Annotated in this window: 15 protein-coding genes; 6 read left to right on the top strand and 9 right to left on the bottom strand. The window is 64.3% G+C overall.

Annotated elements, in window-relative coordinates:
* Positions 1-72 precede the first annotated feature (72 nt).
* The 3 genes from AC5P8D_RS05850 to AC5P8D_RS05840 all read left to right on the top strand — a co-directional run bounded on the left by AC5P8D_RS05850 (position 73) and on the right by AC5P8D_RS05840 (position 2,306).
* A complete protein-coding gene (locus tag AC5P8D_RS05850) occupies positions 73-912 on the top strand; it encodes a type 1 glutamine amidotransferase domain-containing protein (protein ID WP_495203163.1) in 840 nt (279 codons plus the stop codon).
* A gap of 97 nt (positions 913-1,009) precedes the next feature.
* Positions 1,010-1,741, top strand: coding sequence for a hypothetical protein (locus AC5P8D_RS05845; RefSeq protein ID WP_495203162.1), 732 nt, complete (start codon positions 1,010-1,012; stop codon positions 1,739-1,741).
* Positions 1,742-1,826: 85 nt separating this feature from the next.
* Positions 1,827-2,306 (top strand): hypothetical protein, encoded by a 480-nt coding sequence (locus AC5P8D_RS05840; RefSeq protein WP_495203161.1) that lies wholly within the window; start codon positions 1,827-1,829, stop codon positions 2,304-2,306.
* A gap of 89 nt (positions 2,307-2,395) precedes the next feature.
* Here the strand turns inward: AC5P8D_RS05840 and AC5P8D_RS05835 are convergent, their stop codons facing one another.
* Both AC5P8D_RS05835 and AC5P8D_RS05830 read right to left on the bottom strand, forming a co-directional pair.
* Positions 2,396-5,605, bottom strand: coding sequence for a zeta toxin family protein (locus AC5P8D_RS05835; protein WP_495203160.1), 3,210 nt, complete (start codon positions 5,603-5,605; stop codon positions 2,396-2,398).
* On the bottom strand, positions 5,605-5,988 hold the full coding sequence (locus AC5P8D_RS05830) for a hypothetical protein (RefSeq protein WP_231298579.1): 384 nt from the start codon (positions 5,986-5,988) through the stop codon (positions 5,605-5,607). The genes AC5P8D_RS05835 and AC5P8D_RS05830 overlap by 1 nt, the downstream gene beginning before the upstream one ends.
* Before the next feature lie 655 nt (positions 5,989-6,643).
* On the opposite strand from AC5P8D_RS05830, the gene AC5P8D_RS05825 reads away from it, so the two are divergent.
* Complete coding sequence (locus tag AC5P8D_RS05825; RefSeq protein ID WP_495203180.1) at positions 6,644-7,426, top strand: 3-hydroxybutyrate dehydrogenase; 783 nt, start codon at positions 6,644-6,646, stop codon at positions 7,424-7,426.
* Here AC5P8D_RS05825 and AC5P8D_RS05820 read toward each other — a convergent pair.
* From AC5P8D_RS05820 to AC5P8D_RS05795, 6 genes are all read right to left on the bottom strand, one after another.
* Entirely contained in the window at positions 7,423-7,794 is a 372-nt protein-coding gene (locus tag AC5P8D_RS05820; protein WP_197576628.1) for a DUF4180 domain-containing protein, read from the bottom strand. The two genes, AC5P8D_RS05825 and AC5P8D_RS05820, sit on opposite strands and share 4 nt — an antisense overlap.
* A complete protein-coding gene (locus tag AC5P8D_RS05815; protein ID WP_014646880.1) occupies positions 7,787-8,653 on the bottom strand; it encodes an alpha/beta fold hydrolase in 867 nt (288 codons plus the stop codon). The genes AC5P8D_RS05820 and AC5P8D_RS05815 overlap by 8 nt, the downstream gene beginning before the upstream one ends.
* Entirely contained in the window at positions 8,650-9,069 is a 420-nt protein-coding gene (locus AC5P8D_RS05810; RefSeq protein ID WP_058982586.1) for a helix-turn-helix domain-containing protein, read from the bottom strand. Before AC5P8D_RS05810 ends, AC5P8D_RS05815 begins: the two co-directional genes overlap by 4 nt.
* Positions 9,070-9,203: 134 nt before the next feature.
* The gene (locus AC5P8D_RS05805; RefSeq protein ID WP_150826445.1) at positions 9,204-9,662 is read right to left on the bottom strand and encodes an SRPBCC family protein; all 459 of its coding nucleotides are present in this window, start codon (positions 9,660-9,662) and stop codon (positions 9,204-9,206) included.
* A 2-nt stretch (positions 9,663-9,664) separates the two neighbouring features.
* Entirely contained in the window at positions 9,665-9,979 is a 315-nt protein-coding gene (locus tag AC5P8D_RS05800) for an ArsR/SmtB family transcription factor (RefSeq protein ID WP_005416268.1), read from the bottom strand.
* Positions 9,980-9,990: 11 nt separating this feature from the next.
* Entirely contained in the window at positions 9,991-10,446 is a 456-nt protein-coding gene (locus AC5P8D_RS05795) for an SRPBCC family protein (protein WP_495203159.1), read from the bottom strand.
* 235 nt (positions 10,447-10,681) lie between these two features.
* On the opposite strand from AC5P8D_RS05795, the gene AC5P8D_RS05790 reads away from it, so the two are divergent.
* Positions 10,682-11,269 carry a TetR/AcrR family transcriptional regulator gene (locus tag AC5P8D_RS05790; RefSeq protein WP_043397084.1) on the top strand — a complete coding sequence of 196 codons (588 nt, stop codon included), beginning with the start codon at positions 10,682-10,684 and terminating at the stop codon, positions 11,267-11,269.
* A gap of 92 nt (positions 11,270-11,361) precedes the next feature.
* Positions 11,362-11,856: a hypothetical protein gene (locus AC5P8D_RS05785; protein ID WP_049483177.1), complete on the top strand. Its 495-nt coding sequence runs from the start codon at positions 11,362-11,364 to the stop codon at positions 11,854-11,856.
* A 34-nt stretch (positions 11,857-11,890) separates the two neighbouring features.
* Here AC5P8D_RS05785 and ftrA read toward each other — a convergent pair whose 3' ends face one another.
* Positions 11,891-12,892, bottom strand: coding sequence for a transcriptional regulator FtrA (gene ftrA / locus AC5P8D_RS05780; protein ID WP_329835697.1), 1,002 nt, complete (start codon positions 12,890-12,892; stop codon positions 11,891-11,893).
* Positions 12,893-13,036: the final 144 nt, after the last annotated feature.

Here is a 13,036-nt window from a genome sequence, read left to right as displayed (position 1 = left end):
TGCGATGGGGCCAATTTATCGCCGCTGGGGCGATGAATAAAGTGGCGGCCATTCCCCGATAGGAGCTACCCCATGAACCTGATGACCCGGCTGGCCGCAGCGCTGGCCCTGACCCTGGCCGCCAGCGGCACGCAGGCCGCCAACGTGCTGGTGGTGCTGTCCGACGAAAACCACCTGGACCTGAAGGACGGCAAGGTGCTGTCCACCGGCTTCTATCTCAACGAGCTGATGCAGCCGGTCAAGCTGCTGCTGGACGCGGGCCACGAGGTGACCTTCGCCACGCCGCAGGGGCGGGCGCCGACGGTGGATGCGTCCTCGGTGACGCCGGCCTACTTCGGCAACGATGCCGCGCAGCTGAAACTGCACAAGGACCTGCTGGAGAAACTGGCGCTGACCTCGCCGACGGCCTCGCCGGTGGTCAGCCTGGCGCGCATCGAGCAGCAGGGCTACGCGCGGTTCGATGCGGTCTACATTCCCGGTGGCCACGCGCCGATGCAGGACCTGCTGAAGAGCCCGGCGCTGGGTCGCTTGCTGGCCGACTTCCACCAGCGCAACAAGACCACCGCGCTGGTCTGCCACGGGCCGATCGCGCTGCTGTCCACGCTGCCGGATGCTGCGGGTTTTGTAGCGAAGCTGGAAGCGGGTGCGATGCCGGCCACGCCGAAGTGGATCTACAGCGGCTACCAGATGACGGTGATCAGCAACCAGGAGGAAGAGCAGGCCAAGCCGCTGTTGGGCGGCGGCGAGATGAAGTTCTACCCGCAGACGGCGTTGCAGCGGGCGGGGGCGACGTTCAGCAGCAACGCGACGCCGTGGACCGGGCATGTGGTGGTGGACCGCGAGCTGATTACCGGGCAGAACCCGGCGTCGGCGCTGGAGGTGGGGCAGCGGTTGGTGGAGCGGTTGAAGTAGGCAGGTTCTGCATCGCATGCGGTGCCGTGGCACCATGGCGGGCTGGCCTCGTCCCTTTGGGCGAGGCCGGTTTTCCACGGAAGCTCTAGAACACGACATGCGAACGTCTTTTTTCATTCTCTCCGCCTTGTGCCTTGGCCTGCTGTCCGGCTGTGCCAGTGGCCCGGAGGAGCACGCCTCAAGCCGCGAGATCACCAGTGCGTTCGTCGCCGACGACGGCCAGCTGTACCTGCTGCCGCGCTATGACGAGCCGATGCGCTTCAATGCCGCGCCGTTCCGCGAGTACCGGGCGCTGATGGACAGCCCGCTGCGCGAGGCGGTGGCCTGCGCGCAGATGTACTTCCATGAGGATTGGCGCGACCCGGCCAACAAGGCCAAGGTGCATGGCAGCTATGCGCTGCTGCTGCGGCCGGAGCAGGTGACGCCGGAGCAGGCCGCGCAGTTCAAGCTGGAGCGGATTGAGGTCCCCTCGCGTGAGGCCAAGGCCGTGGAGGAGCGGGCGCGCTACTACCTGCCGATGGACCGGACCCGTTACGCGCTGGCGTTTGACCGGGCCTGCAATCTTTCCAAGAAGGGCGGCAGCTATTACAGCGCGCTGTTCGAGGGCGACGGCGAGCGGGTGAAGTTGCCGGATGCTGCGGCGCTGGCGGAGAAGGGGAAGCTGGCACAGCCGATCAATGCGCGGGCGCAGCGGATCCTGCCGGAGATGGAGGACAAGCCGGGTGTGGGTTCGGCGGCGGGCAAGGTGCTGGGCGCGGCGTTGATCCCTGTGGCGGTGCCGGTGTTTGTGTTGAGCCTGCCGTTCCTGGGGCCGGATCATTGGAAGTGATGGGGCGTTGAAGCCAGAGCATCCACGCGTGGCGTGGATCTAGTCGGGCCTTGCAAGTGCCTGAACGTTCATCCTGGAGATCTGTGTGCCCAGCACGCTGGAAACTGCTTTGAAGACCGTAGGTTTCATTGTCCTTGCGGCGCTTCCGTTGGTGATCCTCTGGTTTACCCTTCGGCGAATGTCGGCAACTGCTCGCTCGTCCGTGAAATCGGGGCTGCGTTTGGATCCTCCTCGCCGGATCTCCGGAACATCCATGACCTTGGTGATGGTGGATGGCAAAGAGGATCGCGAGCATTACTTCTTTGATGCGGAGTCCTTCTACCTGCGGCGTGGGCCGGTGCCTACGGCGGTTCCGCTTTCGCAGATCACCTCAGTCACACGAACGTCCGACGTCATCTATTCGCGCTATGTCTGGCAGGTATGCTTCAGCAGAGCATCGGGTAGAAAGTGCGTGACGTTCACCAACAATCTGTCGCTGTTCAACCGCGACTTCCTGCTTTTCCTGGAGGCGGTGCGGAAGGCCAATCCACTGGCGACCGTTGATCGAGCGGGTCTGTTCTTCTGATTGCGCGGCGATATCAATAGCGCCGATTGGCAAACAGAGGGACCAGGAGGGCGGGTTGTTGTGAATGATTTCGCGCGTGTCTTACACACTCAGCCCATGCTGGCGGCACGGATCTGGATATCCTGCTGCACGCGCTGATCTTCCAACTGCTGTTCGAGTTGATTGGCGATGGCGCGCTGCTGCGCTTCGCGGCTGACGGCGTCGAACTGCTGCATGGATTCTTCGACTGAGGTCTGTGCGGCCAGTTCGGTCGGCATCGCAGCGCGCTGGTGTGCGGGGTCGCTGGGCTCGCCCTGTACGACGAACAGAGTATGACCGGCGGGTTTGTCCGCGGTGGCGTTGCTCAGCAGTACGTGGTCCACGCGATCCAGGTCGTTGTCCTTGGCGAGCACCAGCAAGCTGGCCGTCATGCGCTCGCTGGCTTGGTCGAAGGTGCGACCGTGTTTGGCGTCCAGCGCCGCTACGCCTTCGCGCACCTGTTGGTAGAGGGCATGATCGGGATGCTCGGGCTGGGTAGGCAGCAGGGGCGTGGGCGGCGCTTCGGGCTCTTGCTGGGCCGTTGCGCTTGAGGGGGGGGCCGCCGGTGCTTCCACGGGTGGTGGCGCGTAAGGAGGCTCGTGCTCCGAGACCTTGGGCGCGGCGTCTGTTATCAGCGGGCGCGCAGCTGGCTCGGCTGCTGCGAGGGTGGCTGGAACGTCTGGCTCAAGCTGGATTGGCGCTGGCGTTGCTTCGGCTTCGGGGAGACGAGCAGTAGCCGGCGCGGCTTCGGTCACTTCGGTGTGGATCGACGGGGCGGGGGAGTGGGCGTGAGTCGCAACGGGCTCCTGCGCAGGAGCGGGGTGTCCGACATCCGACGTAGGTAATGCACTCACTTCTGGCTGTGCGGGAGATCGCTCAGCGGAGGGAATGCCGGGTGACGGCACAGGGGCTGCCGGCATCGGGTGCGCAGGAGGATTTGCCTCGGTATGCGCTTGCCGCTCGCTTGACTCATCCGGTGCAGGTTGCGTTGCAGCGGCCGCGATCGGCTCCCGTCGTGGTGCTTCGCGGCGAGCCGGTTCCTGCACGGATTCCACACGATCCGAAGGCGTCGGCGCTGCAGGCGCAGGAGCGCGATGCTCCTGTACCAAGGGTGATGTGTTGGGCGACAGTGCAGCGCGTTCAACGCTGTGCGCATCGATCACGGCTTGTGGCGTCAGCCGTTCTTCGGCGTGCTCGCCGCGAACCTCAGCCACGGCAGCGGCGGCAACCTGCTGCGCTTGCGGTGCAGCGACACCCAGTCGATTGGCTTCCTGCATGGCCTGGTCGCGGGCTTCGCGTTCGTTGACGGTCAGTGCCTCGATACTGCGTTCGTGGGCGCCGGGTACCGGCGCCTCCATCTGTTGGATGGCGCGGATCTGCGGATAGGTTCGGTTCAACTCGTCGCGGATGTTGCCCTCGGCCAGCGAGTCGTAGATCCAGCCGTCATGCAGCCATTCGCCGTCGCCCTGTTGCTGATAGGTGCGTCCATCGGATGCCAGTACGTGATCGGGATGGTCTTGGGCCCAGATCACTTCATCCGGAATCGGTCCGTACTGGGACCAGCCTTGGGCGGTGTAGGCCTGCTCGTACTGCTTGGCAAAGGCCGCCGAGCTACGGGCGGCGTTGAAGGCCATGATGCCCTGTGCGGCGTCATCAAGCTGGGCAGCCTTGGTGGCGTCGGCTACTTCGACCGTGGTGTTCTTGATGCCGTGTTCGAGGACCTGATGGACGACCTCGCGCCGCCATTCGCCGGTTTCTGGATTGCGCTCCCAGGAGCGTGGCAGTGCGCTGGGCGTATCGCTGGCATCGCCGGCGATGCTGAAGGGATTGATCGGTTGATCCGGCGCGGACAGCCGCAGCCCGACGGCCCGGCTTGAGGCCTGGTAGTTCAGTTGCTGGGTCAATTCGGCGTCGGCCGTGAGCAGTGTAGTCGCGCCGTAGATCGGGCGATCGGCCAGGGTGCCGACGGTGCCGATGATCTCCCGCTCGCTGTGCGTCCAGCCCTTTTCGGGATGCGCCGGGTCAAACGTCCAGACCCTGCCGGTGCTGTCTGCCTGGTTGTTGATCTGGTACTTCTCGATCCAGTCGACGATCTCACCGCCACCCCAGGCGCCTAACCCGCCACCAATGATGCCGGTGACAATGGCGCCAGGGCCGGATTCGATGCCCAGCAGCGTACCGACCTTGGCGCCCACCACTGCGCCGGTCCAACCGCCGACGCTGCGTGCTCCGAAGTCCAGCAGCGCGGCTTCCGCGCCCGTCCGGTTGTCGCGTGCGTACAGGTCGGCGATCCTTGTTCCTTCCGTCGCGGCTTCAACGACCGTCGCTGCGGCGCCACCGATGACGGCGCCCCGCACCATGTTTGGACGCACGCGGATGGTGTGGTCGATGACGCGTGCTTCCTGGATGTTGGGTGTAATGCCTTCAACAACCTTGAGCGTTGCGCGCTCATCGAAAACGGCTGCCGCTGTTGGTGGACTGACCTTGTCGTTGAGGGGCAGGGTGTCCCCAAGCTCGGCGTGCCAGCGGCCTTGTGCGCGCCAGCCATCGCGCAATGATTGGGTGATTCGGGGGTCTTTCAGCCGAGCCTCACGTTCGGCTTCCAGCGCTGCGCCCGGTAGACGGGTATCGCTATGGCTGTCGTAGACCTGAGCGCCTTCGCGTCCGTAGAGTCGAATCTGGATGCCGGTCTCGGCATGAACCTTGTCCAGATTGCCGGGCAGGGCATCGTAAACGTGTTTGCGCACGTCTTCGGGGACGTAGCGGCCGAAACCGGCGCTATTCAAAGAGTCCGCAAAGCGCGCATCCACACCAAGTTCGCTTTCCAGCCGATGCGCGACGACGCCCCGAATCTCTACGTCGTAGCCTTTGGCCTGAAGGTCCTTGATCAGTGTGACCGCGCTATCACCGTTGCCGAGCGTGGTATCGAGGATGAGATTTCTACGCCCACCGATTGCTGCCGATCGCAGCTCTTTTGCCCATTGGCTGGCGTCTTCGTGGGTGTGGCCGGCCCAAGTGTATGGGTGCTGCTGACGCAGGCGTTCGACGTCCGGATGTGTATCGCGTAGATCGTCAGGATCGATGGGCACTACGTCATACCCCAGGTCGATCTTTGCCGCATCATTCAGTTTTCTCTTGCCAGCACCTGGTTGCCCGGCCAAGACGATGGCGCGCGGTACTTCATGATGGTTTGCGGAATTGAATCCACTCCGAGGGATGACGTGCCGCTCCAGGTATTCTGCATGAGTCGCGGGGGCAAGAACGGCACTGGGAGCTGGCATCAGTAGTGCTCTTTATGAGTTTCAAAGTAGGCCGCAAGATCACTGATGTTCAGCATCCCGCCGCCACCGCTTCGTGCCATGAACATCAGTTCGAGCTTCTCATTTGCCTGTGCAATGGCCTGCGGATTGCCTGACGTTTCGGCGGTGGCTAGTTCAGCTCGCGCTTCAGCGATAAAGCCACTGAGGTGGTCTTCCAATAGCCAGACTGCGGCCTCAAAAGGAGGGGTGGACTTTATCCTCCTGTCCTTCACCGAGTTGAGAGCCTTCTGCAGTCGTTCGATATACTCCGGATAGTCTTTGAGCATTTCCTGGAGCTTAGCCGGAACCGGGGGGGAGGATTGAGGCATGGTGGGTACCTGTTCAGCTGTCTGACGCGTTTTCATGAGTATCTGTACTTGTAATGGCGAGTTCAATGCCCCCTCAATAGCCAGCCGACTAACAGAAGCCGTCGCTAGTCGGGCCTTGAATGAAGCTCGAAGTACTTCCTGAGATCGCCGAGTCTGGCCATGCCAAAGTTGCTGGATCTCGCAAAGGACATGAGCCTTTCCTTTGTTTGAGACTGTGCGACTGCCTTGGGGGCGTCTGAAGCTTCGGCAATTGCTGGTTCAGCTCGCGCTTCGGCGACAAAGCTAGTGAGACAGTCCTCCATACTGCGGCCTCAAGGGGGGGCGTAACTCTGTCGCCTATGGCTCACTGAAATGAGAGCCTTCTGTAGCTGTTCGATGTGCTCCGGATAGTCCTTGAGCATTTCCTGGAGGTTCGCCGGGACAGGCGGAGGGGAAGCAAAAGCCATGACTATCACCCTTTCGGCAGATCCATGCGGATTCAAGGGTATCCGCACATTCCGTGGCGGGTCCAATGTCATTTGCGACATCGGGCGGAGTGCCTGAGCGGCCTCCGTCCTTGGGATCATCGAGTTGAGGCTACGTTGAGGGAGAGCATCCACGCGTGGCGTGGATCTACTGGAATCGCGGCAGTCACGTGTGGCGTGGATCTGCGGGGCTAAACTGGTTGCCTGTACTTGATGGAAGCTCGCCCATGTTCAGTGGAAAGGTTGCGGTGGTCACCGGCTCCACCAGCGGTATCGGTCTTGGCATCGCCACGGCGCTGGCACGGCAGGGCGCGGACATCGTGCTGAATGGCTTCGGCGATGCGGCGGAAATCGAGCGCATCCTTTCCGCATTGGAATCCAAGTTCGGGGTACGGGTGGCGCATGACGGCGCCGACCTGTCCCATGGCGAGGCAGTGCGCGGATTGATCGACCACGCCGTCGCGACGATGGGGCGCATCGACATCCTGGTGAACAATGCCGGCATCCAGCACACGGCCGCGATCGAGGAGTTTCCCGTCGACAAGTGGGATGCGATCCTGGCGCTGAACCTGTCGGCGGTGTTCCATGCCACTGCGGCGGCCTTGCCGCACATGAAGCAGCAGGGCGCCGGCCGCATCATCAACATCGCGTCGGTGCACGGGTTGGTAGGCTCGGTGAACAAGTCGGCCTATGTGGCGGCCAAGCATGGCGTGGTGGGGTTCACCAAGGTAACTGCGCTGGAGAATGCGGGCACGGGCATCACCGCCAATGCGATCTGTCCGGGCTGGGTGCGGACGGCGCTGGTCGAGCAGCAGATCACCGCGTTGGCGGAGAAGGAAGGCACGGATCAGGAATCGGCCGCCCGCGCGCTGCTGGCCGAGAAGCAGCCTTCGTTGCAGTTCGTGACGCCCGAGCAGCTGGGCGAAATGGTGGTGTTCCTGGCCTCGGACGCCGCGGCGCAGATCACCGGCACGGCGCTGCCGGTGGATGGGGGCTGGACGGCGCGCTAACTGGCCGAGGCCGACAGGCGAGTCTGCAGAGCATCCCAATCGGCCACGAAGCAGCCGTCGCGACCACGGTTGCACTCGGTGATCCACGCGTCCAGCGATTCGCTTTGTGCGCGGTAGCCGCTGACATCGCCCAGCACGGCGAAGCGCAGGCGGTAGTTCACCAGCATCTGCAGCCACTGACCGGCCATGCCGGAGCGCAGCTCGAAGAAGTCAGCCGAAAGGCGCTGCACCGGCACGGCAATCCACTCGGCCTGATGCCCAAGGGCGTCGCCGACCAGATCGCGCAGGCCGTTGGCATCGAGTGCGGGGCCCTGCGGCGCGATGCGCAGGAGGCGGGTGGTGCCGATGTGTTCAATGGAATCATTCATGCTGGAGGTTCTGCAGTTGACGCAGCCGGGCGAGGATGTCTTCGCGCAGGCCGGGGATGTAGTGATAGGCGTCTGCGAGCAGGGTGACGTCCGCCGTCGGGACGAGCCGTTTCATGCGTTCGGCGGCGGCAGGGGTGTCGATGAGGGCGTCACGCGCGCCCATGACAAGGGCTGCCGGGGGATGCAAGGTAGCCAGGCGCTCGTCGCTGATGCGGGGAATGCGCAGCGGACGTGGCCGAACCTCGGCACGGATCAATGCCAGCAGGTCGAGCAGCGGCTGCGCACGTGCAGGTGCATGCAGTGGCGCGGGACCCATGACCGCGCGGCGCAGGCGCTCGCGTCCCCATCGGCCAAGCAGCAACAGTGGCAGCGCCTTGAGCAGGAATGCACGCTGGCGCCCGATACCCGAGGGGCTGACCAGGACCAGTGCGTTGACCCGGGCAGGCCTTCGCAGCGCGTAGTCCAGTGCCAGGAAGCCGCCGAACGACAGGCCCACGAATGCTGCGCTTTCCACGCCAAGTGCGTCGAGGACATCATCCAGCCATTGCGCATGCGCGTCGCTGTCCAGCGCAGGTTGCGTGCCTTCGCTGAGGCCCGGTTCGCCAATGATGTCGACGGCATGCACGCGGTAGTACTCGCTCCAACGTTCGGCATCGAACATCCAGCTGGCGGCATTGCTGAGGGTGCCATGCAGCAGCACCAGGGCAGGGCCGTGTTCCGGGCCGCAGCTGACCACAAATGTCGAACCGGCGCGGGTGGCGAGATGATGCGATTCGTGTGGTACCGGCCAGTCCGAAAGCACCTGGCGATAGGCGGCAAGTACGTGCTGCGTGGGAATGCCGGGGCGCTGCCGCTTCATGCGCTGCGGTCCTGCAGCAGTCGCTGCAGGCTGACCAGCAGCGCCGTGGAACCTGCCAGGCCACCGATCACGATCAGCTTGAGCACATCGTGCTCAGGCGAATAGATCGTCTCCATGCGCAGCGGCTCATCGTCGGCCTCGCGGCCGGTGACGCGCGCATGCAGGGCACGCACCAGGTCGGCGGCACGTGCCGCACCGCATCCGGGAATATCCACCACTGTGGTCAGCTGTGGGCGCGCAGCGGAGGGCTCACGCACGGTGCCGGTGAACACGTCGAGGTCTTCAGCGGTGATGCGATAGGACTTGCCGATGCGGGTCGCGCGCAGTTGGCCGCTACGGATATGCCGCAGGACGGTTTTGGGGTGCAGGCTGAGCTGCTGGGCAGCCTGATCGACGGTTAGCAACGCGGGGGACATAACGGAACTCGAGAACCATGTGCTCCCTATTGTTCCATGAAATGCAATGTGTGGGAGCGATTGGGGATTGCGCGGCGGCGGCGACAGCGGGCCATCTGCCCGGTGCCGCTCGCGCGGGCCAACCCTCCCGACGACTACGCCGGCTTCGCAAACACATCCAGCCCCTTGCCCGTCTCCAGCAGCGACTTAAGGCTCGACAGCACGATCGGCCAGCCCTGGCGGATGCCGGTATCCATGCCACTGCCGGGTTCCAGCTCCTCATGGGTAACCGTCAGCCGCACCATGTCCTGGTAGGGCACGATGTCGAAGGTCACCCGGCTGTAGGCGTCCGGGTTGTCGGCCTGCGAGGCGGCGGCCCAGGTGATGACCAGCCGCGAGGGCGGGGTGCTTTCCACCACTTCGCCGACCAGCTCGACCGAGCGCGTTTCGTTGGCGCGCACGTGCTGCCAGCGCGAGCCGGGCTTCCAGTCCGAGACGTTCTCATGGCCCCAGTAGCGGCTGGCGATCTCGGGGCGGGTGATGGCCTCGAACACCTTCTGTGGCGTGGAGGCGATATAGATCACGTGGATGAAGCGGGTGGTCTCTGCGGACATCGTCATTCTCCTTCCAGTTCTCGTTTCAGGTCATGCAGCAGGCTCAGGCGCTGCTGCTCGAACTTGCGTACCCAGCGCTCGTAGACTTCATGCAGCGGCACCGGGTTGATGAAGTGCAGCTTTTCGCGACCACGACGCACGGTACTGATCAGGTTGGCGTCTTCCAGCAGGCCCAGGTGCTGGGTGACCGATTGCCGGGCCATGTCCAGGTGCTCGCAGAGCTGTCCCAGAGTCTGGCCGTTGTCTTCGCAGAGCAGGTCCAGCAGCGTCCTGCGCGTGGGGTCGGCCAGGGCCTTGAACACCTTGTCTGCATTCATGCGGGGCGTCTTCAATTCCAGTTGTCGATCCTGATGTCGTGCGGGTTGGGCTGGCCCTTGCCGGTTTCCAGCAGGGCTTTGAGGCTCAACAGGAACACCGCCCACTTGGTGCTGCAGTGGGAGGTGAACTCGACGCGTTCTTTCCAGCCTTCGTGGGTGAACAGCACGATGCAGTAGTCGCCTTCCTGTTTCAGTGCGAAGCGTGCATGCGTGCCGATCCATTCGGCGGGGCCGACCAGGAACTTCCAGAGCACCAGCTCGCCAGGAATCAGCTGTTCCAGTTGCATTTCCATGGCGCCGATTTCCTGGCCGTTGTTCGTGAAGCGCACCCTGACCGTGCCGCCGGTCTCGCGATCGCCATGGGTGTCTTCGGCCCACCAGGCGGCGACGCCTTCGGGGGTGGCCAGGGCTTGATACACCAGGCTTGCAGGGGCCTTGATGCCGACCCGATGTGCGATATCCACCATTGCAGGTTCCTCGCGTGGGCGGGCAGGTGCCGTCCTTGGTGTCGACTATATGCAGGTAAATACCTGCATGTCAAATCCGGCCCACGGACTTCCGGCCCTGGTAGTGCCGGCCGCTGGCCGGCATCCCGGTGGAGTTGGGGGTGTGCAGTTGCCGGCCAGCGGCCGGCACTACCAGATGCTGCCCACCCGGCAGCGGGGAGTTGACAGCGTGTCAACCTACTAGTAGGTTGATGACATGAAAGAGTCGCTCTCGCCCAAGGCCCAGGAGATCCTGGCCCACGCCCGTTCGCTGCTGGAGGCCGGTGGCTACAACGGCTTCAGCTACGCCGACGTGTCGGCGCGGGTGAACATCAGCAAGGCCAGCATCCACCACCATTTCCCCAGCAAGGCGGATCTGGTGCGCACGGTGGTTGAGCTGTACCGGGCCGAGGCGCGTGAGGGCCTGGCGCTGCTGGACCGGCAGCTGGGCGACCCGCTGCAGGAGCTCAACGCCTATGTGGACTACTGGTCCAGCTGTATCGCCGGTGGCACGTCTTCGTTCTGCATCTGCGCGATGCTGGCGGCAGAGGCACCGATGATCCCTGCCGAGATTGCCGAAGAAGTACGCGGGCATTTCGAGGATCTGAGCGGGTGGCTGACCGCGACGCTGGAAAAGGGCGCGGCACTGGGTCAACTGCGCCTGCAGGGTTCGGCGACGGACGAGGCGAGGGCCTTCATGTCGTCGGTACATGGCGCGATGCTGGCTGCGCGCGGTTTCGGCGATGCGGCGACGTTCGCGGCACTGGCGCGGTTGGCCATTGCGCGGGTGAGCGCGACTGCCTGACATGACTGTGGTGGGGCCCGCGGTGACGCGGGTCATTTTTTTGAATCATGCGCCTACCTACTAGTAGGTTTATTTAACTCTGGAGATATTCCATGTCGCACTCTCTGTCCACGCTGGGCGTGTTCCATACCGTTGTCAGCCTGATCCCGGTCCTCAGCGGCCTGTATGCCTTCATTCGCCATCGCGCAATCGACCCTGCAACACGCTCGGGCAAGCTGTACCTGGCGGGACTGGTGCTGTCTGTCGCTACCTCATTCACCGTCTCCAGCACGGGCGGGATCAACCCGGGCCACGCATTCGGGGTGATCGTGCTGCTGGTGGCATTCGGCGGCGTGCTGGCCGCGCGGCTGCGCTGGCTGGGGCGCGCAGCGCGTTACCTGTCGACCTTCGCGCTGTCGTTCAGTTTCCTGTTGTCGCTGGTGCCCGGCGTCAATGAAACGCTGACCCGCTTGCCGGCAGCGCATCCGATTGCTGCGGCGCCGATGGCCCCGGTGGTGCTGCAGACGCTGCTGGGATTGGCTGTGGTGTTTGTGATGGGCTTTGCCGCGCAGTGCTGGCGGATCCATCGGCGCACCACCACGTTGTAAGCGATGCAGGCCCGCAGCACGAAGTACCGCTGAATCAGCAGCCCACCAACCGATCCGCGCCAATACCGCCACGATGCTGGCTGCGATACTCGGTAGGGCTCGCATCGACCTGACCCCGGAAATGCCGACGGAATGACTCCTGCGAACCAAACCCGGCCTGCTCGGCGACCCACTGCAGCGGCCGGTCGGTGGTTTCCAGCAGTTCGCGCGCGAAGGCTACGCGCTCGCGGATCAGCCAGTCGATCGGCGACAGGCCGGTGGCTTCCAGGAACTGCCGCTGCAGCGTGCGCTGGCTGAGTGCAGCCTGCTCGGCGAGACTGCCAAGGGAATGTGGCTCGCGCAGGTTGCGGCGCATCCATTCCATCAGCTTTGCCAAGCGCGTGGGCTCGCCATGGGGAATGGCCCGGCTGACGCGCTGGCTGCGGCCGGCGTCGCGCCACGGCGCCAGCACCAGCCGCTCGGCCACCAGGTTGGCTACACGCGCGCCGTAGTCCTTGCGCACCATGTGCAGCATCATGTCCATGCCGGTGGCCGAGCCGGCCGAGGTGATGATGCTGCCGGTATCCACATACAGCGCATCTTCGCGCACATCGATGCGTGGGAACTCACGTGCGAGCGCTTCGGTGAGGCGCCAATGGGTGGTGGCCTGGCGACCGTCGAGCAGCCCGGCCCAGGCCAGCACGAACGCACCGGAGCAGATCGAGGCGATGCGCGCGCCGCGTGCGTGGGCACGGTTGAGCGCATCGAGCAGTGCCTGCGGCGGGCGTTCGCTGGGTTCGCGCCAACCGGGGATGACGATGATGTCGGCGTCATCAACCGTGCTGAGATCGCAGGGCAGCTGCACCTGCGCATTGCCGAGCATGCGCAGTGCGCCGGGCTCGCCTGCGCATAGCTGGGTGCGGTACCAGGCCACGCCGAGCTCGGGTCTTATCGGCGCGAACAGGCCCACCGCACAGCCGAATTCGAACAGCCCCTGGCCGTGGCAGGCGACGATGGCAACGAGCGGCGCGGCGGGACCGGCGGGTGGGCTGGGCATGGCTTGATGCTACGGGTGCAGATGCATGGCGCTGAGTGGTGCGCGGGCATGAGGTGATGCCGGCCAGGCATATGGAGCGGTCGCTCCCCTCTTGTAGAGCCGAGCCCACGCCCGGCTCAAAATTGGCAGAAGTGGATGCATCTG

The organism is Stenotrophomonas sp. YJH_SMC_101-4 (genome assembly GCF_059370395.1).
Note: the sequence above shows the minus strand (reverse complement) of the source record. Positions and strands in the feature narration are given on the sequence as shown.